The sequence below is a fragment of the Caballeronia sp. S22 genome (assembly GCF_964261745.1).
In the GTDB taxonomy this organism is placed as follows: domain Bacteria; phylum Pseudomonadota; class Gammaproteobacteria; order Burkholderiales; family Burkholderiaceae; genus Caballeronia; species Caballeronia jiangsuensis.
Window position 1 is genome coordinate 948,637 of sequence record NZ_OZ180038.1, and the last position, 20,335, is coordinate 968,971.

The window sequence follows — 20,335 nt, forward strand, 5'->3', positions numbered from 1 at the left end:
CGCTCGCGCGGTAGGGGCTGCGACTCGACTTGGCGCGTAGTGAGAGGTGTATGGTGCGATTCCGTATGTTGAAGGTCGGGGCAAATCCGCCTCGTTCTTCAACGGAGCCGCGTCATGACCTCCACTCAACAGGACGTCAGCCCTATGCGTCAGCGTATGACAGATGACATGCGCATGCGCCAGCTTTCTCCCAAGACTCAGGCGAACTATCTGCGCATCGTGCGTGAATTCGCTCGATATCTTAAACGCTCGCCCGACACCGCGACGGTCGAAGACCTGCGAAACTACCAGTTATATCTGGTCGATCACGGAACATCGCCCATCTCCCTCAATGCCGCAATCACCGGGCTGAAGTTCTTCTTCGAGGTCACGCTTCAGAAGCCGGAATTGATGGCCAGAATGCAGCCGGTGCGCGTGCCGCGCGTACTGCCGGTTATCCTCAGCCCCGACGAGGTCCGACGACTGATTGCGGCAACCGGTAATTTAAAGCATCAGACGGCGTTGTCGCTCGCCTACGGCACGGGGTTGCGCGCCAGCGAAGTGGTCTCGCTCAAGGTGGGCGATATCGATAGTCAACGCATGACGCTGCGCGTCGAACAGGGCAAGGGCCGTAAGGATCGCTACGCCATGCTCTCGCCGGTCTTGCTGGAGCGCTTGCGGGTCTGCTGGCGCGTGGCGCGCTCGCAAGGCAAGATGCCGGATGGCGGCTGGTTATTTCCGGGACTCGATCCTGTCGACCCACTGACTCCGCGGCAACTGAATCGCGCGATTTGCGCCGCTGCCGAAGCCGTACAGATCGACAAACGCGTATCGATGCATACGCTGCGCCACAGTTTCGCGACGCACCTGCTCGAGCAGAAGGTGGACATCCGCGTGATTCAGGTGCTGCTGGGCCACAAGAAGCTTGAAACCACGGCGCTTTACGCCCAGGTCGCCACCGACGTGCTGCAAGAAGTCGTCAGTCCGCTGGAGCGCCTGCGCCTCGAATAACGGACGCGCGGTCGGATTCAATGCTGGAGGTCGCGGACATCTTCCGCGCCTGCGGGCCCACATGGCGACGCACAGTAGCGTTGAGCCTGGGGCAGCTGAAGGTGATCTCGGCCATCGAACGGTGCCGCACGGCGGCACTGGGTGGACATGTGCTGCGCTGTTGCGGCTGCACGCGAACCGAGATCGCGTATAACTCATGTCGGAATCGCCATTGCCCGAAGTGTCAGGCCAGTGCCGCACGCCGCTGGCTTGAGGCGCGCGAGGCCGAGCTGCTGCCCGTGGAGTACTACCACGTCGTCTTCACGCTCCCCGCACCGATCAGTGCGATCGCCTGGTATAACAAGCGCGTCATCTACGGGCTGCTGTTCGACATCGCCGCCGAGACGCTGCGCACCATCGCAGCGGACCCCAAGCACCTGGGCGCCGACATTGGCGCCACGCTCGTGCTGCACACCTGGGGCTCAGCGCTCACGCATCATCCGCATGTGCACGGCATTGTCCCTGGCGGTGGCCTCTCAGCCGATGGCGCACGTTGGATCGCCTGTCGGCGCGGCTTCTTCCTGCCCGTGCGCGTGCTCTTGCGCCTGTTTCGCAGGCGCTTCCTGGCGGCGCTCACTGATGCTCATCAGCGCGGACGGCTTCAGTTCTTTGGCGAGTACGCGCAACTCGCGGATGGCGCGGCCTTCGCGAGGTGGCTTGCACCGCTGCGGGCTTCGGAATGGTTCGTGTATGCCAAGCGTTCGTTTGCGGGCCCTGAAGCGGTGCTCGCGTACCTGTCACGCTATACACATCGCGTCGCGATCTCCAACCAGCGCCTGCTTGCCTTTGATGAGCGAGGCGTGACCTTCCGCTGGAAGGACTACCGCGAGAAGGGCCGCACCCGCTACAAGGCCATGACGCTCGACACTGGGGAGTTTATGCGCCGCTTCCTGCTTCACGTGCTGCCAGTCGGGTTCCATCGAATCCGGCATTATGGGCTGCTCGCTAACCCGGTGCGCCGCGCAAATCTAAGAAAGATTCGTACGCTGCTCGGCGTGGCGCCCGAACTCAGCCCATCACCGCACGACGCGGTCGTCGTCGATCGATCGACCTTCATCTGTCGGCACTGCGGCGCGCCCATGCTCGTCATCGACCTTCTCCCGCGTACTGTACCGATTCGTGCTCCACCAAAGGCGGCCCAGCGATGAGCGCTTTGCTTCGATCTCCATCTCAACCGTCGGCTTTGCGTCAGCGCCGCCGACGAGCGGACGGTTGTGCCTTGTGCGTCATACACGGTCCTAAAGCCATGACCCGAGCTGACGATCACACGCGAGATCGTCTCCATTGCCGCTTCCACGCCTCTCCGGACGCTTGCATCGCCCGCCGTCGGCCCGCAACCCAGATCGGCCACATTGATCAATCGCCATAGCGAAAACGCTGGCTGCGTCAGACTACTTCGCGGTTTCCTTCCTCGAGGTTTATTCAACGCCTGCCCGCACGCGTTCTCGTTCGATGACGAGCCCGTGCTTGAGGGCAGGCATCGAATAAACCTAAACGCGCTCAGACGCTCGACGTGCCCCGAGCAGCGTTCGAACGTTCGAGCAGTGAACGCCCGGACCCGGCCAAGAAGCGTCATTCGTTCGTGCCCGTTCACAAACGTTCAGAAGTCGCATCTCCCACAACAAGCGGTCAGTCGGCTCGCCGCGGTGGAGGTTTCATGACCGCATTCCCCGGCCTCACATAACTTCAATTTCCAGTTCGCGAAGCGATTCTTCTCGACACGCCAATTGAAGCCATGCAGGCCGCTCTCTACGATTTGAAGCGTACGATCTGCACGCCTCCGCTGCGGGGACCGATGAGTGCGCTTTCTACGACGGGAGAGAACCCATGATTGTCTGCAGCAGCATCGATGCGCTGGATTTGTCGGCCCTGATCCGGGCGGGCGATGCCGTGGTCTGCGGCCAGGGCCTCGCCGAGCCAGTGACGCTGACGCGGGCTCTGGTCGCGCAACGGCAATCGCTCGGCCCAATCAGTCTTTTCATCGGACCGACCTACAGCGATAGCTTCCAGTCCACGCATGGCGATTCCATTGCGTTCCGAAGTTACTGCGGCACGGCCCGCAACGCACCGCTTCAGGCTGCGCGGGTGCTCGACGTCGTGCCTGCTCACTACTCGGACCTGCCGCGTCTGTTTTCCCGGGGCGTTTTTCCAGCCGACGTAGTCTTGCTGACCTTGAGCGAGCCCGATCAGAACGGGCGCTTCAATCTGGGCCTGGCTAACGATTACACCGTCAACGCGGCGCGACGCGCGCGGGTCGTCATCGCCGAGATCAGCGACCGCTTGCCGTGGGTCTACGGCGCTGATCTGCCGGACGATATTCGCCCAGACGTCGTGGTGCGCACGTCCCGCGATCCCATCTACCTGGCAAGCAAAGCACTCGACGACGCGAGCGAGCAAGATCGGACAATTGCGCGGCACGTCGCTTCGCTGATTCCGGATGGAGCGACGCTCGAAATTGGAATCGGCACGCTACCTGATCTCGTGTTGCGAGCGTTGCAGGGCCACCGCGATATCGGTATTCACTCCGGCGTGCTGGGCGACGGCGTCACCGACCTGATGGAATGCGGGGTGATCAACAACGCTCACAAGCCGAACTTTCGTGGCGTGAGCGTTGCAGGACTTCTGATGGGCAGCAGGCGGTTGCTTGATTTTGCGCACAGGAATCCTGGCGTCTTCCTCGCGCCTCCAGGCGAAACGCACGACATTGGCGTACTTCGTGCGATTCCCCGTTTCATGGCAATCAACGGTGCGATCGAGGTCGACCTGACCGGGCAGGTGAACGCCGAGAGCCTGAACGGAAGATACGTCGGCGCGGTGGGCGGACAAGTCGACTTTGTGCGGGGCGCGAACGGCTCCCAAGGCGGACGCTCGATCATGCTGTTGCCCTCTACGGCGTGCAACGGCGCGGTCAGTCGCATCGTGGAGCGTCTGCCGGGCTCCGTCGTCACGACCCCGCGCAGCGATGTCGATATCGTCGTCACCGAATGGGGCATCGCCGAACTCCGCGGAAAAAGTCTGCGTGAGCGCGCCAAGGCCCCCACTGCAATTGCCCATCCCGACTTCCGTGAATCACTCGAACGGCTGAGTTACGAGAGAGACTCGTTGCATGTGAGCTGACCGGGAACCTTATGCAACGGTAACAACATGGAGACAAGGCTATGGCAAATGTTCTAAAGGAAATCAGAGTAGTCGATCAGGGGACGTTCATCACGGGACCCGCCGCCGGCATGCTCCTGGGCGATCTCGGCGCAGACGTGATCAAGGTTGAACAGCCGGGCAGCGGCGATCCGTTTCGAGCGTTCCGGGGCGGGCTGTACAGTCCGCACTTTCAGGCGTGCAACCGGAACAAGCGCAGCGTCACGCTCGATACGAAGCAAGCGGCCGATCTGGAAAAATTCGACACTCTGATTCGCGATGCGGACGTCTATATCCAGAACTTCCGGCCAGGTGTCGCCGATCGGCTCAATGCCGGCGCCGAGCGTCTCCAGACGATCAATCCACGGCTCATCTACTGCTCCATCAGCGGCTTCGGCTCAACCGGCCCGTCGGCGCGACGGCCCGCATATGACGGCGTCGCGCAAGCCGCAAGCGGATTGCTCAGCTTGCTGATCGATCCCGAGCGTCCTCGCGTAATCGGACCCGCGCTGGCGGATTCGTTGACCGCGTTCTATGCGACATACGGCATACTCGGCGCGCTCTATGAGCGGGAGCGGACCGGTCGCGGTCGCAAAGTAGAGCTATCGATGCTCGAGGCCATGACTCACTTCAACCTGGATGCCTTCACTCACTTCTATCAGGCGGGCGAAATCGTCGGGCCTTTTACGCGGCCGAGCGTGTCGCAAACATACGCGCTCGAATGCGCCGATCACAAATGGATCGCGTTGCATATGTCGTCGCCGGAGAAGTTTTGGGCGGGCCTTGCGAACGCGATCGAGCAGCCCGCGATACTGACGGACCCTCGCTTCAGCAGTCGAGATGCACGCATCGCGAATCAGCCCATCCTTGCCGAGTTGCTCGCCGATATCTTCCGTAGGTTCGACCGCGCAAAATGGTGCGTGCGCCTTGAGAAAGAGGATGTACCGCATTCGCCCATGTACGACGCAAGCGACGCGCTCGATGATCCGCAGGCAAAACATCTCGAACTGCTGATCACGGGTCGACACAAAACGATGGGCGAGTTCCGTACAGTCCGTTGTCCGCTCAGCTACGACGGCGAGCGCTCGACTCGTGTGCGCCCGCCACCTCTGCTCGGAGAACACAATGCAGAGATTCTTGGACAACCTTGAGAGCTTCCTTTCCTGAGAACTCGGGCGTCGACTCGCCATCGGCATGCTGCATGCCCGCAGGTATACCCTCCATTGACGGTCAATCCAGCAGCATGCTAGTTTTTTCGAGCCAAGAACTATAATCAAAGGCCACCCAGGAGGGACCATGGACGGGCTCAGCATCCACTCTTTGGTAAGGAAAGTCGACCTCTTCACCTTGAAGCTCTTTCTCTCCGCCATCGAAGAAGGTCAGATTGGCCGAGCCGCTGTGCGCGAGCATATCGCGCCGTCAGCCGCCACCAAGCGCATTCAGGATTTAGAGGATCTCGCGGGGCTCAAACTATTGGACCGAAGTCCCAAAGGTGTCGTTCCGAGTGCCGCCGGCGAGGTGTTTGCGCGGCACATCCGCATGATGCTCGCCAATCTCGACGACATGCGCCGCGAGATTGGAGAATTCGCCGAAGGCGTTCGTGGTCATGTCGCCATCTGTGCGCCGCGCCTGCTGATCACTCAATTTCTGGGTCAAGAAATCGGCGATTTCACACGGCGATTCCCGCTGGTCAATGTCGAAGTGATCGAAGATAGCAACGCAAATGCGGTGCGGGCGGTCGCTGCGGGCGACGTCGATCTTTCCGTTTTCGTCGGGAACAACAAGCTCCCCTACGACGTGCTCGACGTTGTCGAATATCAGTCCGACAGGCTGGTTGCGGTGCTGCCGACGAATCATCCGTCGAGCGGCTGCGACGGTCTTGCACTCGAAGAACTACTCGATCTCGACTTCGTGGCGCATCACACGACCGTCATCACCGGCATTCAGCGTGCGGCGCTGGGCATCGGTCGAGAACTTCACGTGAAATACAGCGTGAATACGATTGAATCCGCACGCAGCCTCGTCAGAGCGGGCCTGGGAATTACGGTGCAACCCAGATGCATGCTGTCGATGGAAGACAATACGCAACTCGCGGTGGTGCCACTCGTCGGTGACTGGGCACGGCTCAGCCATTACATCGGAACGCTGCGTGGACGCTCGTTGAACGCGGCAGCGAAGGCGTTGATCGATCAACTGATGCTGCATGCGCCTGCATTGCGCGACACGCGCACCGCGGACGCGTCGTGAATGCTTGTCCACGAAGCGGTCACGCACGCGGTTGATCGCGCGATGCATGCCGGACGTGCTCACCAGCCGCCGAACGATAATCCGCCGTTCACGCTGATTGTCTGTCCGGTCACCTGAGAAGATTCGTTCGATGCCAGGAACACGGCGACCCGTGCCACTTCCTCGGCAGTGGGCGGACGCCCCGAGGGGAAGCGTTCAACCAGCTTGCTGAACAGACGATGTTGAAAGTTTTCCTGCGCGAAGATGCGTTCCCACGAGGGCGTGTCGGAGGTCAGCGTCAGGGAGACGCTATTCACGCGAATGTTCCAGCGCGAGAACTCCTTGGCAAGCGCCTTTGTCATCAGAATGACGCTTGCGCCTACCGCGCCCACGATCGATTCGCCTGGTGTCGGATGCCGGCCTGCGTCGGTGCCGACCATCACGACAGCGCCTCCACGCATCTTCAGATAGGGGACTGCGGCGTGGACGGGGAAGATACGCGCGAGAAAGCGTGATTCGAAGGCTTCCACGAGTTGTGCTCCCGTCATCTCGGCAAAAGGCATCGGGCTGACGGTGCCCTGTGCGCCCGAACTGACAACGATGTCGATCCCACCGTCGATCGATGCGGCCGTCTGTGCCACACGTGTCGCTTGGCCGTAGTCCGAGCAATCGCCGAGCGCGTAACTCACACGATCGGAAACCGATCGCAGACCGGCTACTGCCTTCTCGGCAGATTCCCGAGTACGGCTGTTGATGACGACGATGGCCCCATTACCAGCGAGCTTTTCGGCGATTCGCAAGCCCAGTCCACCGGATGCACCGGTCACCAGGACCACCTTGTTTTCGAAGTCGGCATACTGCACGATCTATCTCCTGAATGTTTGTCGGCCGGCACGCGTGTCGCGTGCTTCAGGGCCGTGAGAGTCATTGGAAGGTCCGTATCACTGCAGCACGCCCGTGCGGCACAGCGTCTCTATCTCGTCAGCTTCGATGCCCCAGTCGCTCAGCGCTTCAGCCGTATGTGCGCCGGGTGCGGGTGCGCCTCGATGCAACGTGGGGCGCGTCCGGCTGAAGCGCGGGGCCGGTGCCGGCTGGACGATCCCATCCAGCTCGACAAAGGTGCCTCGCGCCAAGTTATGCGGATGGTAGGGCGCTTCACTAAGGGACAACACCGGCGCCAGACACACGTCGACGCCGGCTGCGAGCGTGCACCACTCGTCACGGGTCTTTTGCCGGAAGGCTTGCGCAAAATGGGTACGCAAGACGGGCCAGCCTTCGCGATCGTGCTGATCGGGAATTGCCGCATCGCTCAGGCCTAGTAACTCGAGCGTCTGACGATAGAACCGTTCCTCGTTGGAGGCCAACGACACGTAACGAAGATCGCGCGTTTCGTAGACGCTGTACCACGGCGCGCCGGAATCGAGGCGGTTGTCGCCCCGCCGGTCGGTCCATGCACCGGCGGCGTACATGACGTAGATGAGCATCATCAGATGCGCCGAACCATCGACCATCGCGGCATCGACGATCTGGCCGCGCCCGGAGCGCATCGCCTCCAGCATCGCGCAGACCATCCCGAACGCGAGGTACATCGCGCCCCCTCCGAAGTCGCCGACCAGGTTCAGAGGCGGCACCGGTGGGCCATCACGCTGGCCGATCGCGTGCAATACCCCGCTCAGCGAGATGTAGTTCAGGTCGTGCCCCGGTGCTTGCGCCAGGGGGCCGTCTTGTCCCCAGCCAGTCATGCGGCCATAGACGAGGCGCGGATTGCGGATCATGCACTCGTCTGGACCCAGTCCGAGACGCTCGGTCACGCCGGGTCGAAAGCCTTCAAGTACGGCGTCGGCCGAGCATACGAGCCGCTGCACGAGCGCGACGGCCTCGGGGCGCTTCAGATCGATCGCTACCGAGCGGCGGCCGCGATTCAGCAAGTTGAATCGATGATCCATGCGGATGCCGCTATCGGACGGCGCGATGCGGTCGAGGCGCAGCACGTCTGCACCCATGTCCGCGAGCACCATCGCGCAGAAGGGCGCGGGGCCGATCCCGCCCAGTTCTATGATTTTCAGGCCGGTCAGCGGCCCGCTTCGAGCAATGTCTTCCAACCTCATCTCCTCTTGGATTGATCGCCGCATGTTCGTCCGGGTTCGATCCTCCTCTTCCCGGCGCTCGCGTTGAACGAATGCTAGAGGCGCGCAGAGCGAGCTTCAATTACCGATTCGCGATCTCGCGGTTTCCCGAATGCGAACAACGCTGGAACAGCACCGCTTCGTGCAATACGAATCACGGGTTCGTCAGTGATCAATTGAGCGTCCCGGCCCGCTCCACTAGCATCGAATCAGATCAAGTTGGAGACACAGGAGGAGTTGCATGAATACGATCGCGATGAAGCCAGCGAGATCGATGCTGTTTGTGCCCGGCAACAAGCCCGACTGGATCGAGAAATCGGTCACGGCAAAGGCAGACGCGTTGATTCTCGATCTGGAGGACAGTGTGCCGCCCGACTTGAAAGTCGAAGCTCGCGGCATCGTCAAGTCGAAACTCGCGTGGTTGGCGGAGCAAGGACAACGCGTCTTCGTACGGATCAACCGTACCCCGTATCTCTACAATTTCGACGATATCGTCGCCGTGGTCGGGCCGCATTTGGAAGGTGTGGTGATTTCGAAGCCCGTCGGACCGGAGGATGTCGACTGCGTGTCGATGATGCTGTCCGAGGCGGAGTATCGCAACGGCGTGGCCTTGGGTTCGACACGCGTCATTCCGCTGCTGGAAACCGCACGGGCGCTCGAGCTGGCCTTTGAAATTGCCAGGCGCGACCGCGTCGGCGCCATCTGCGGCGCCACCGCCAGAAACGCGGATGTAGCGCGTGCACTGGGCTACGTCTGGACTCAGGACGGCCGGGAGAGCCTTTACTTCAAGTCGCGAGCAGTCATGGCCGCGCGTGCCGCCGGCAAGCTGCCGATCGGCGGCGTGTGGCAGCAAGTACGCGATCTCGATGGCCTGAAACGCGCATCGGTGCTCGATCGCAACCTGGGCATGACCGGCGAACTGGTGCTGCATCCGTCCAATGTCGGGACCGTCAACGCGATCTATAGCCCGTCGCCAGATGAGTTGGCCTACTACGAAGGAATGATCGCGGCACTGGAACATGCGCAAGCCAATGGTCGTGCCGCATGCATCTACGACGGCGAACATATCGATATTGCGCACGCCAAAACGGCTCGCGAAATAGTCGCGAGCGCGCGATCCATCAACGCCTGATTTTCCGAGGAAACGAGCAAATGGCCGGACTCTATTTCGAAGATTGCCGTGAAGGCCTGGTGGTCGAACACGCAATCCGCCGCACTGTCACGGAGACGGACAACGTGCTGTTCTCCGCGCTGACATATAACTGCGCGCCGCTGCATATCGATGCCGAATACAGCAAGGAGGCGCTGTATGGTCAGCGGCTGGTCAACAGCATGTTCCTGCTGGCGCTGGTGGCCGGCGTCACGGTGTACGAGACGACACTGGGCACGACGCTGGGTAACCTCGGATTCCAGGAGGTCAAGTTCCCCAAGCCGACGTTCCATGGCGACACCATCCCCGTGCGGACCGAGATCCTGAACGCGAGATTGTCGAATAGCCGCACCGACTCCGGCATCGTGACCTTCCGTCATGTCGGTCTGAACCAGCGCGACGAGGAAGTCTGTGTTGCGGTACGTGCTGGTCTGATGATGCTTCGACCGAAACAATCAAGTCCGATCAAGGAGAGCGCACATGGCTGAAGTCATTTCCTCATCTTATGCCGCGCAACTCCAGCGCGAAGAGGAGTTGGGCGAGGTCCGCGACGCGGCCCGCACGCTGGCCGATAAGTTTCCGCTGTCTTACTGGCGTGAATGCGACAAGGAGGAGAAGTATCCGTGGGAGTTCGTCAAAGCCTTCGCGGAGGCTGGCTGGATGGGCATCATGATGCCGGAGGAATATGGCGGCATGGGCCTTGGCCTGACGGAGGCGGCGGTCATGTTGCGCGAGATCGCCGCTTCAGGTGCTGGCATGAGCGGCGCCTCCGCGGTTCACTTCTATGTCTTTCCACCTGCACCGATTCTGCGGCACGGCTCGGAGCAGATGAAGACGCGCTACATGCCGGCGCTCGCACGCGGCGAGACGCTGATGGCGTTCGGTGTGACGGAGCCGACATCCGGCGTCGACACGTCGCGCATCCGCACCCGGGCGGAAAAGAAGGGCGACCGATGGGTCATCAACGGACAGAAGGTCTGGAGCACCAATGCGCAGAACGCCACCAAGTATCTGATTCTCGCCCGCACATCACCGCGCGACGAGAAGCGTCCGCTGGACGGCATGACGCTGTTCTTTGCCGACATGGACCGCAAGCATTGCGACGTGCGCGTGATAGACAAGCTGGGGCGTGCCGCTGTGGATTCCAACGAAGTGTTCATCGATGGCCTGGAAGTGCCTGAAGAGAATGTCGTCGGAGAGGTAGGGCGTGGGTTCCACTACCTGCTCGACGGCCTCAACCCGGAGCGCATCGTGGTGGCGATGGAAGGCGTCGGAATGGGGCGTGCGGCGCTCGGCCTGGCGGTCGACTACGCCAACTCCCGCATCATCTTCGATCGTCCGATCGGGAAGAACCAGGCCGTGGCGCATCCGCTGGCCGAGTGCTGGATGCGGCTCAGCGCCGCCGAATCCATGGCGCTGCGGGCGGCGACGCTGTATGACAACCGCCAGCCTTGCGGCGCCGAGGCAAACACCGCGAAGTACCTCGGAGCGGATGCCGGTTTCCTCGCCTGCGACCAGGCCATGCAAACGCATGGTGGCTACGCCTATGCGAAGGAGTACCACATCGAGCGACTGTGGCGCGAATCGCGTCTGCTGCGACTCGCGCCGATTTCGCAGGAGATGGTTTGCAACTATATCTCCAGTAAGGTGCTCGGTCTGCCGAAGTCGTACTGAGTTGCGTAACGAGAGTCAAAAGAAACGGTCTGGTCGCATCGAGGCTCGGGCCGACAAGAACAGGAGACAGACATGATATCGGACCATCCGCGGCCGCTCGACGGTATCCGCGTGCTGGACCTGACCGTGGCGCTTGCCGGACCCTATGGCTCGCTGATGCTGGGCGGGATGGGCGCGGAAGTCATCCGTGTGGAGGCGCCCGGCGGCGGCGACATTGCGCGCACCAACCCGCCGTTCGTGGGCAGCGAGGGGATTCACTTTGGCGAGCGTAAGGACGATGACGTATCGCTGACGATCCTGAACCGGGCGCGCAACAAGAAGAGCATCACGCTCGATCTGAAATCGGAGCAAGGGCGCGAACTCTTCATGCGACTCGCGGAAATGTCGGATGTACTGCTGGAAAACCTGAGCGAAGGTACGACCGTCAAGCTCGGCGTCGACTACGAGAAGGTCAGGCGACGCAATCCGCGCATCGTCTATGCGTCCGTGAAGGCGATGGGCGAGCCCAGTGCGTTTCCGGGGCTGAAGGGCATGGACATCATCATCCAGGCGCTCAGCGGACTGATGGAGGTGACGGGCGATGCCGACGGCCCGCCGACGCGTTGCGGCCTGCCGATCGCGGATCTGGTGGCGCCCATGTATGCCGTCAACGGCATTCTCGCTGCGCTCATTCATCGAGGTCGCACCGGCGAGGGGCAGCGCGTTCAAGTGTCGATGCTGGACTGCATGACGTCGTGGCTGGCCGAGGAGCACTTCGACGTCATGGCGCGCGAAGGATATCCCTGCCGCACCGGCAATTATCACGACCGGCTGGCGCCGTTCGGCGTGTATCCGACGCAGGATGGATACGTGGCGATCGTCGCGTTCCAGCCGGACTGGATGCGCGGGCTGCTGGAGGCTATCGGTCAGCCGGCATTCCTCGACGATCCGCGCTTCAGCAGTCGCGGACCACGGATGCGCAATGCTGCGGCTCTGAATCGGAGCATTGCGGAATGGACGAGCCAGCATGTCACGGCCGATGTGGTGCGCGAACTGTTCGCTGACCGGGGTGTGCCGTGTGCGCCGGTGCGCAAGCCCCTGGAAGTGCTGGACGATCCCCGTCTGCATGCCAGCGGTGCGCTGATGAACCTTTCGCACCCTCGATTCGGCCCGATCGATGCGGTGGGTATGGGTCTTCCGATCCAATTTTCAGCGACGCCTTCGCAGTTCGATCAGCCTGCCAGGGCGCTGGGCGAAGCCAATCAGGAGATCTACGGCGGGCTGCTCAACCTCGGCCCGCAGGAGCTCGGCGCGCTGCGAGAAGCGGGCGTGGTCTAGCGGTGAGACGCGCATCAGCAAGGAGGAAGACATGGATATGGGATTTGCCGGTCGGCGCGCGCTGATCACGGGTGCGTCGCAAGGCATTGGCGAAGGGCTCGCCAGGTCGTTTGCCAGCGAAGGCTGCGATCTGTCGCTGGTTGCGCGCTCAGCGGAAAAACTCGAGGCACTTGCTGGCGAACTTCGATCCGCGCATGGCGTGAAGGTCGATGTGCTCTCACTCGACATGACGAAAGCGGGGGCGATCGGCGACATCATCGCGTTTGCAGGGCATGCCGATATTCTCGTGAACAACGCCGGCGCGATTCCGACAGGCACGTTGTGGGAAGTCGACGAGGACGCCTGGCGCAGCGGCTGGGAGCTGAAGGTGTTCGGCTATATCAATCTGACGCGTGCGATGTATGCCGAAATGAAGGCGCGGGGCCGTGGCGTCATCCTGAACAATATCGGCAATGGCGCCCAGAATTTCGACTTCAACTACATCGCGGGGACCACAGGAAACGCGGCTCTGATGGCGTTCACCTGCGCCCTCGGCGGTCGTAGCCTCGAGGACGGTATTCGCGTGGTGGGCGTCAACCCGGGACCCGTTGCCACCGAGCGCATCGCCAGGGTGCTCAAAGGTCATGCGGTACGCCTGCTCGGCGACGAAGCGCGCTCGGGCGAACTGCTGGCGCGTTACCCGCTGGGTCGGGCCGCCACCGCGGCGGAAATCGCCGACCTGTTCGTCTATCTGGCTTCCTCCCGCTCGAATTACACGACGGGCACGATCATCACCGTAGACGGCGGGATCACGTCGAAGCGTTCGGTGGCGTGATGACAGCCGTGCACGACGGCTTCCGTGAGCGACGGATTGAGGAGCACTCAAATGTTCGAACGTGTATTTTCGCCGATCAAGATCGGCGGCGTCGATATACCCAATCGCATCGTCAGAACGGCGCACGCGACTGCTTTTTCGCGCGGCTTTATCAACGACGATCTGATCGCCTATCACCTGGCGCGGGCCAAGGGGGGAGCGGGCCTCTCTATTGTCGAAGGGGCGTCGGTCCATTCGTCGTCGGCGTTTGCATTGAGCATTCGCGATGACGATGCGATTCCGCACATGAGGCGAATGGTCGATGCCATCGCGCCGACTGGAATGAAGCTCTTCCAGCAGCTCTGGCACGGCGGTTATACGGACCCCTCCGCGAGCGGCGGCTTGCCGTGGGCGGTGGGAGCACTGCCCGGCCGGTATTCGGTTTCGCCACCGATTCCGATGACGACCGAACAGGTCGGCGAACTCGTCGATGCCTATGCGAAGGCTGCTGTGCGCGTCGAAGAATCGGGCATGCAGGGGGCTGAAATACTGGCGGGGAACGGTTACCTGTTCTCGCAGTTTTTTTCGCCCGTGCTCAATCAGCGGACCGACGAATACGGAGGCAGTTTCGACAATCGCATTCGTCTGCTGCTCGACACGCTGCGCGCCATTCGAGCGGTCACGTCGCCGGGTTTTGCGCTGGGCATTCGAATCGGCGACAGCTCGGATCAACGTATCCTGTCGGCGGAGGAGGCCAACGCCATCGCATTGCGCGCGCAGGCCGAGGGGCTGATCGACTTCGTGAACGTCACTCACGGAGACTACTACTTTCATGTCGACCGTTATGCGGGCATGGATCAGCCCGTCGGTTACCAGTTGCCCTTCGCCGGACGCATTGCCCGGGACATAGTCGTTCCGCGGATTATCGTCGGCCGCTATGCCACGCTCGACGATGCCGAGCAGGCGCTGAAAGCGGGCCAGGCGGATCTCGTCAATATCGTTCGGGGCATGATCGCCGATCCGCTGCTGGTCGTGAAAAGTCGCGACGGCCGAGGGACCGAGGTGAGGCCGTGCATCGGCTGCAACCAGGGATGTATCGGAGGCGCTTTCAGTGGACGTATGGGATGCGCGGTGAACCCTGTCGTTGGCTACGAGGCGACGCTCGCAGAAGACAAGATCGTCAGGACGGCGACGCCGCGCAAGGTGCTCATAGTCGGAGGCGGCGTCGCAGGTATGGAGGCAGCCCGCATCGCGCTGCTCGGCGGTCATCACGTCACGCTCGTTGAAGCGACCTCGGATCTGGGCGGTCAGTTGAATGACGCGCGACAGTTGCCGAAGCTTCACGCGATCGGAGACATTGCGGTCTGGCTCGAAAATGAAATCTACCGGTTAGGCGCGGATGTGAAGCTGTCGACGTACATGGACGCCGACGACGTTCTCGCCGAGAAGCCCGATGTAGTCATCGTGGCGACTGGGTCACAACCGGCCGAGGTCCACGAATTCATACAGGCCGCCGATCCTGCGGCAGAGGTATCGATCGCAGCCGATGCGCGAGTGCTTACGCCGACCGATTTGATCGTGGACGACGAAAAAGACTACGGCAGGACCGCGCTCGTATTCGACGACGTCGGACACTACGAAGCGATCGGCTGCTGTGAGAAATTGATCAACAGAGGGCTGGAGGTGACCTACGTCACGCGTCACCTGATGTTCGCACCCGCAATGGAAGCGACAGGGCGAACGCAAGCGGCGTTGCAGCGTTTCTACAAGGCGGGCAAGTTCCGCATCGTCACGCAGGCGCAACTGGTTTCGATAGACAGGGGCCGAGTCGCAATCAAGCCGATTTTCGGTACCGAAGCGGAAGCCGTCGAGGCGGACACGGTTGTGATCGTGAGCTACCGCAAGTCGCAGAATGCGATATGGCAGGCATTGCACGGCCATGTGGCACAGCTTCATCTGGTCGGCGATGCACTCTCCGCCCGCGACCTGCAACCCGCGATTCGTGAAGGCCACCTCGCCGCGCGATCGATCACCTGATTTAAAAAGTTCTTGACGGTCCACGGTTCGCCGCGTAGCGGCATTCTAATAAGCAGATATCGAAATAGCCGGGAGGCGACGTGAAAGATTACTACAAGTCGAATGAAGTCGTGAAGCCGTTCGAATATAAAGGAATCCAAATCAATTCCGAGATAAGCAACACCGCGAGAGAGACCCGGGCGTCCTGGTATGTTCTTGGCCTGCTTATGGTTTCCTACTCGCTTGCCTACGTCGATCGCCAGTTGCTCAACCTGCTCGTCGACCCGATCAAGCATGCGCTGATCATCTCCGACACCCAGCTCAGCCTGGTTCAGGGCATTGCGTTCATCTCGGCGTATTTGCTGGCGGCGCCGATCTTCGGACGCCTCGTGGATGTGACCAACAGGCGCAACATACTCGTGGTCGGCATCTGCATGTGGAGCATCTTTACGGCGCTCTGCGGGCGCGCGGACACCTACACTGAGTTGTTCGCCGCCCGATTCGGCGTCGGAGCGAGCGAAGCGTGTGTATTCCCGGTCGCCTGCTCGATGATTGCTGACCTTTTCTCCCCGAGGCGCTCGCCGCGGGCATTGAGTATCTTCATGCTCGGACCGATGCTCGGCGGTGGATTTTCGTTGCTCGCGGGCGGCGTCGTCATCGCGTCCGCGCGCAATATCAGGCTTCATTTTCCGATATTGGAAGGACTCGCAACGTGGCAACTGGCGTTCGTGATGGTTGGGTTGCCGGGACTTCTTTTTGCGGCAATCGTTCTTCTAACTGTTCGCGAACCCCGTCGCAATGCGTTGAGCGAGTCCGATGTAAATGAACGACATTACACAGTGCGCGAATCCGCATCGTTTATTTGGCACCGTCGCGGGTTCTACGGTCGAATCTACATGTGCGTTGGTATGCTGGGGATCGTGGTGCTGGGCGTTCCTGCGTGGCTGCCTTCGTTTCTCATCCGGGTTCACGGTGTAATGCCTGCGGCGGTGGGAATTCGCTTTGGCCTGACGGTCGTCACGTTCGGGGCGGCCGGCGTGCTGGCTGGACCATGGCTCGCCCAAATCGTGCAAAGGCGAGGCGGCCAGGCGGCGCCCCTCCGGATGGCCGGATATTCGATGCTCGCGATGCTGCTCTGTTGCGCGCTCATTCCGCTCGCGCCGGGATCGGTGTCCGCGCTCGCTGCCGCTGCGGGGACGATTTTCTTTTCGAGCCTGCCGACGAGCATCATGATTTCCGCGACGCAGGTGTGCTCGCCGAACCGCATACGCGGCGCGGTGGGATCGCTGTACACGTTTTTCGCTCAACTGATCGGGTTCGGCCTTGGGCCGACTTCCATTGCGCTCGTTACCGAAAAGGTGTTCCACGATCCAGCTTCAATTGGATCGTCAATTGCGATCGTCTGCACGATCGCGTCCGCCGTCGGCGCATGGCTGATTTTTTCGTCGGTGCCGCACTACGTCGGCATGCTAGACGAGATGTGGTCGGCCAAGGAACGCTGATCGGGAGCGTAGATGAATGCGGTTGTCACGTGTCTTCGGTTTGAAAGCGCACAAGATCTGCATCTCGACGTCAGGGGTACCCGGCGTTCGTGACCATGGAAGCGCCCAGGCAGCAGGCCGTAGCATCGCACCAATGGTAACGGTCGACGATAACGGCTGGAGGAAGGTTCACGCCGCGGCAGGCGTGGAAGGACACTTCTGGGTTGCATGCTGTACGTAGGTTGGCCGGAAACCAGTGGACACGGTTGACGACGGCACGAACATTTATCCTCGGTGACATGATGTATCGAAGAGCACAAGAGTTTGTACGCGAGAGTCCTTTTGAGATGCCGGATAGTTCTGCCTTCTGCGATAGGGTCCCCGCCCCAGTCCCTTTCAGATTTTCACGAAGCTTGAGGCGCGCGCTTCGCTGAAGACTCTACGAAAGTCTCATCCCAGCCGACACCAGCCGGGATAATCAAATCACTGAGGAGCGGGATTAAGGACGCAGCTCGACGGTGTGATTGACCCCGTCCCACGTCTGACGTGAGGTCCAAAAGAAGGTGAATGCAAGCGATGAGCCGGCCTGCGCTGGTTGCGTGGGGCGGTCGACGAAGTAGATGCCGACCTGCGTTGCGGTGGCGTCGGTGTCCTGCCACGTGACCCAGTCGTCGGTCGACCAGCGCAGCCGGAAGGGCTCGGGCCAGAGAATCCGAACCAACATACCCGCCGGAACTGCTGGCAACGGACGGTTAAAGTTCCAGACTTCAATATCACTGCGCGCGCGCGGCGGCTGCCCGGCCTGAGGCTGATACCGCTCGGCGACGACATCGAGACGGTCGAAGACCTGACCATCCGAAATGGACCGAACGAGCTTGATGTATTCGGCGTGCGCCCAGGCGAGCGGCATCGCAGCGCCGGTGGGCCCGCCGGTCACGAAGCTCGTGTCCGCCAGATCGGGCATATCCCAGACCTGTTCGGGGAGCAGGCGGCGCGCACCCGCGAACTTCTCGAGCGCGCGGAGGTAGGTCGTTGGATCCCCGCCGGCGGCCAGTTCATAGTGGCCACGCTCGCCGCTCAGCAGCGGCCAAGGGCGACCAATTCCATTGCCGGCCCAGTCTTCGCCATTGGGACCCTGGCCATATCCGTCGTGGTTGTATCGATAAAAAGCGGGTCCCTGCGGCAGATCTTTCCTGATCATTGCGTCGACAACCTTGATTGAGTCGGCGATGATGGGATCGTTCGCCGCGCGGATGCCATAGCGCACCAGCTCGAGAAAGCCAGCGTCCACAATGGGATCGGTGTTGGCGTGGTAGCCGGTTCCCCAGACGGGTACGACGGCAGTGTTCGGATCCTCTGGAAACTTGAGAACGCCGTCCGGGTGCGTTGGCAAGACTCGGATGTAGTACTTGGCCACCCCTACAACCGGCGAACCTACCGAGGCGACGCACCACGTTTCAAGGTGTGATTCCAGGAAGTCCGCATATTCGAGAAGGAACTGAGCGGTTGCGGCGTCGGCCCATTTTGCCGCGCACAACAGTGCCGCGATGTTTGCGGCCAGTGTGGAAGGCGAATAGCCTTCCTGTTCTTCCCATCGCTCCTGAGCAGTCATGGGGCCGTTCGCGATCAGCGCGCCTGCTGCGGCCAGCACCATTCCGGACGGATCGAACTGCTGCAGCAAATCAGCCTCGTGCAGGTGATACGCGAGAATGATGGGAAAGGAATACTCGTCGAGCTGCTTGGCATCGGGCAGCCACGGATCACCGTTGATGAAAAACTTCTGCGGAAAGCTGCCATCTTTCGATTGCGACGCAGCGAGAAACATCAGTCCGCGAAGCGGCGGATCCTTTGCGCCGGCGGCGAGCAGAGCGAGTGCGCTTTGGCACATGTCACGTGCCCAGACCATATGGTAGCCGGCAGCGAGGTCGCGGACCGTCAGTCCCCACGGAATGCTCAACGAAGCCACGAGCGCGCCGTCGGCCGTCTTGTCTTCGTGCGCGAGCAAAACGTTGCGGCTCAGGTTGAAGAGTGCATCGCCATCGCCTGTGACGTTGGCCTTTGGCTTAAACGGTGAGTCAGCCGCATCGTTCCAGCCTTTGAGGAATACGTCCCGGTGACTGTATGAATTCGCTGGTGCGTCAAACGGATAGGCGAGTGCCTCGGCTACGGCAGTCAGCGCCTTGTTGGGCGTGCTGGCCGTGACGTCCGTCGCTTCGTCGGTGCAAAACGCCAGTGCCAGAACGAATTCATTCTTTCCTTTGCGGTTGATCTCTGCCGTCACAGCGACATAGCCTCCCTTCGCCGCGTCGTAGTTCCAGACTGGCAAACGCCTGTTGGCAATGATGTCTGTCCAACCGTCGTTCACGCCTACGAAGCCGCAGCTGGTCATGCCGAACCCGCAGTTGGCACCGAGCGCCAGCCAGTAATGGTCGCGATTTGCGACCAAGCGATCACCATTTGCGGTGCTCACTCGCTGTGCGCTGTTGCCTGCGCCGTAGCCACCCATGTGAGGCGTCAATAGCGCATAGACGTGCAGTTTGTTGAGAAAATCCTGTTCTCCCTGCAACGTCGTGCGGACCAGCACGCAGGGTGCCCCCTTCTCTGCGATCACGTCTTGCACGACAACATAGGGTTGTGTTTTTGCCCTCGCGGTGAGGCGAAAGGATAGGGCGGGGAGATCCGGCCACTCGCACTGGCAGTCGAAGTCCTTCTGTGCGTCGTGAAAGAAGGTCGAGCCGTCGGTAAGGATCAACTGGAAGTCGCGCACCTGTGGAGTGTCGACGTCCGGGAAGTAGACTTCCGTGAGGATGCCGCCTGCCGCCGTGTACCACACCTGGCTCGACAGCGAATATGCCGTTCCGACGGCGTCCTTGTCCGCGCGGCTCCAGGGTAGCTGAATGCCAGGTCCGCCTGGCGCCAGACTCGATTCAAGCAGATTTGCCATGGTCTTTCCCTGTTGGTTTTGAGGGTTCCGAACACGTCAGCTTGCGAGGCGCCTGGTGACCCGGTGGCGGACCGACGTCGAATGCGCTCAATGATGATAGACGAAACTGCGCAGGTTGCTTTGCAAACCACGTGTTCCTTTGTGACAGGCGCATGCGTCCCTTAGGTAGTGCGAGAGTCTCACCGCACAGCGGAACGAACGCCACGATCAAGGCCACGAACCAGCACCAGAAGGCGCTTTAATCGAGCTTCTCACGAGGAGTGGAAGCACCATGATGCAGCACGTCGCATACACCGTCGTCTTGTAGCTGAACAGCGCCTTCCTCGAGAAGGTTGCGACGACTGTCGAGTGGATGCCGAACGCCGGCAGAACCAAGATGTAGACTTGGGGTGACCCTAGGCCCAAATCTGGTTCAGGTAGACCATCGGGTTGCCGCCGCCACTC

At 61.2% G+C, this 20,335-nt stretch carries 15 protein-coding genes and 1 pseudogene; 12 read left to right on the forward strand and 4 right to left on the reverse strand.

All coding sequences use genetic code 11. The annotated features are described in order from the left end of the window. Positions 1-114: 114 nt before the first annotated feature. The 5 genes from ACEN42_RS31015 to ACEN42_RS31035 all read left to right on the forward strand — a co-directional run bounded on the left by ACEN42_RS31015 (position 115) and on the right by ACEN42_RS31035 (position 6,411). On the forward strand, positions 115-990 hold the full coding sequence (locus ACEN42_RS31015; RefSeq protein ID WP_371883470.1) for a tyrosine-type recombinase/integrase: 876 nt from the start codon (positions 115-117) through the stop codon (positions 988-990). Positions 991-1,010: 20 nt separating this feature from the next. Beyond that, on the forward strand, positions 1,011-2,177 hold the full coding sequence (locus ACEN42_RS31020) for an IS91 family transposase (protein ID WP_371883471.1): 1,167 nt from the start codon (positions 1,011-1,013) through the stop codon (positions 2,175-2,177). A 679-nt stretch (positions 2,178-2,856) separates the two neighbouring features. Continuing rightward, positions 2,857-4,146 carry an acetyl-CoA hydrolase/transferase family protein gene (locus ACEN42_RS31025; protein ID WP_371883472.1) on the forward strand — a complete coding sequence of 430 codons (1,290 nt, stop codon included), beginning with the start codon at positions 2,857-2,859 and terminating at the stop codon, positions 4,144-4,146. A gap of 41 nt (positions 4,147-4,187) precedes the next feature. Further along, positions 4,188-5,315 carry a CaiB/BaiF CoA transferase family protein gene (locus ACEN42_RS31030; protein WP_371883473.1) on the forward strand — a complete coding sequence of 376 codons (1,128 nt, stop codon included), beginning with the start codon at positions 4,188-4,190 and terminating at the stop codon, positions 5,313-5,315. 145 nt (positions 5,316-5,460) lie between these two features. Continuing rightward, positions 5,461-6,411, forward strand: coding sequence for a LysR family transcriptional regulator (locus tag ACEN42_RS31035; RefSeq protein WP_371883474.1), 951 nt, complete (start codon positions 5,461-5,463; stop codon positions 6,409-6,411). A gap of 59 nt (positions 6,412-6,470) precedes the next feature. Here ACEN42_RS31035 and ACEN42_RS31040 read toward each other — a convergent pair whose 3' ends face one another. Then, positions 6,471-7,253, reverse strand: a complete 783-nt coding sequence (locus ACEN42_RS31040; RefSeq protein ID WP_371883475.1) for an SDR family NAD(P)-dependent oxidoreductase — start codon at positions 7,251-7,253, stop codon at positions 6,471-6,473. A 78-nt stretch (positions 7,254-7,331) separates the two neighbouring features. Then, the gene (locus ACEN42_RS31045) at positions 7,332-8,498 is read right to left on the reverse strand and encodes a CaiB/BaiF CoA transferase family protein (RefSeq protein ID WP_371883476.1); all 1,167 of its coding nucleotides are present in this window, start codon (positions 8,496-8,498) and stop codon (positions 7,332-7,334) included. Positions 8,499-8,757: 259 nt separating this feature from the next. Here ACEN42_RS31045 and ACEN42_RS31050 point away from each other — a divergent pair, with 259 nt between their 5' ends. From ACEN42_RS31050 to ACEN42_RS31080, 7 genes are all read left to right on the forward strand, one after another. Beyond that, positions 8,758-9,648 carry a CoA ester lyase gene (locus ACEN42_RS31050; protein ID WP_371883477.1) on the forward strand — a complete coding sequence of 297 codons (891 nt, stop codon included), beginning with the start codon at positions 8,758-8,760 and terminating at the stop codon, positions 9,646-9,648. A 20-nt stretch (positions 9,649-9,668) separates the two neighbouring features. Further along, positions 9,669-10,154 (forward strand): MaoC family dehydratase, encoded by a 486-nt coding sequence (locus tag ACEN42_RS31055; protein ID WP_371883478.1) that lies wholly within the window; start codon positions 9,669-9,671, stop codon positions 10,152-10,154. Beyond that, the gene (locus tag ACEN42_RS31060; protein ID WP_371883479.1) at positions 10,147-11,340 is read left to right on the forward strand and encodes an acyl-CoA dehydrogenase family protein; all 1,194 of its coding nucleotides are present in this window, start codon (positions 10,147-10,149) and stop codon (positions 11,338-11,340) included. Before ACEN42_RS31055 ends, ACEN42_RS31060 begins: the two co-directional genes overlap by 8 nt. Positions 11,341-11,412: 72 nt before the next feature. Beyond that, complete coding sequence (locus tag ACEN42_RS31065) at positions 11,413-12,657, forward strand: CaiB/BaiF CoA transferase family protein (RefSeq protein WP_371883480.1); 1,245 nt, start codon at positions 11,413-11,415, stop codon at positions 12,655-12,657. Between the two features lie 31 nt (positions 12,658-12,688). After that, on the forward strand, positions 12,689-13,471 hold the full coding sequence (locus ACEN42_RS31070; RefSeq protein WP_371883481.1) for an SDR family oxidoreductase: 783 nt from the start codon (positions 12,689-12,691) through the stop codon (positions 13,469-13,471). 51 nt (positions 13,472-13,522) lie between these two features. Beyond that, the gene (locus ACEN42_RS31075; RefSeq protein WP_371883482.1) at positions 13,523-15,487 is read left to right on the forward strand and encodes an FAD-dependent oxidoreductase; all 1,965 of its coding nucleotides are present in this window, start codon (positions 13,523-13,525) and stop codon (positions 15,485-15,487) included. An 80-nt stretch (positions 15,488-15,567) separates the two neighbouring features. Beyond that, a complete protein-coding gene (locus ACEN42_RS31080; protein WP_371883483.1) occupies positions 15,568-16,968 on the forward strand; it encodes a spinster family MFS transporter in 1,401 nt (466 codons plus the stop codon). A 478-nt stretch (positions 16,969-17,446) separates the two neighbouring features. Here ACEN42_RS31080 and ACEN42_RS31085 read toward each other — a convergent pair whose 3' ends face one another. Then, entirely contained in the window at positions 17,447-19,891 is a 2,445-nt protein-coding gene (locus tag ACEN42_RS31085; RefSeq protein WP_371883484.1) for a glycoside hydrolase family 15 protein, read from the reverse strand. A gap of 252 nt (positions 19,892-20,143) precedes the next feature. Then, a pseudogene (locus tag ACEN42_RS31090) lies at positions 20,144-20,328 on the reverse strand (cbb3-type cytochrome c oxidase subunit I); the annotation flags it as partial. Positions 20,329-20,335 lie beyond the last annotated feature (7 nt).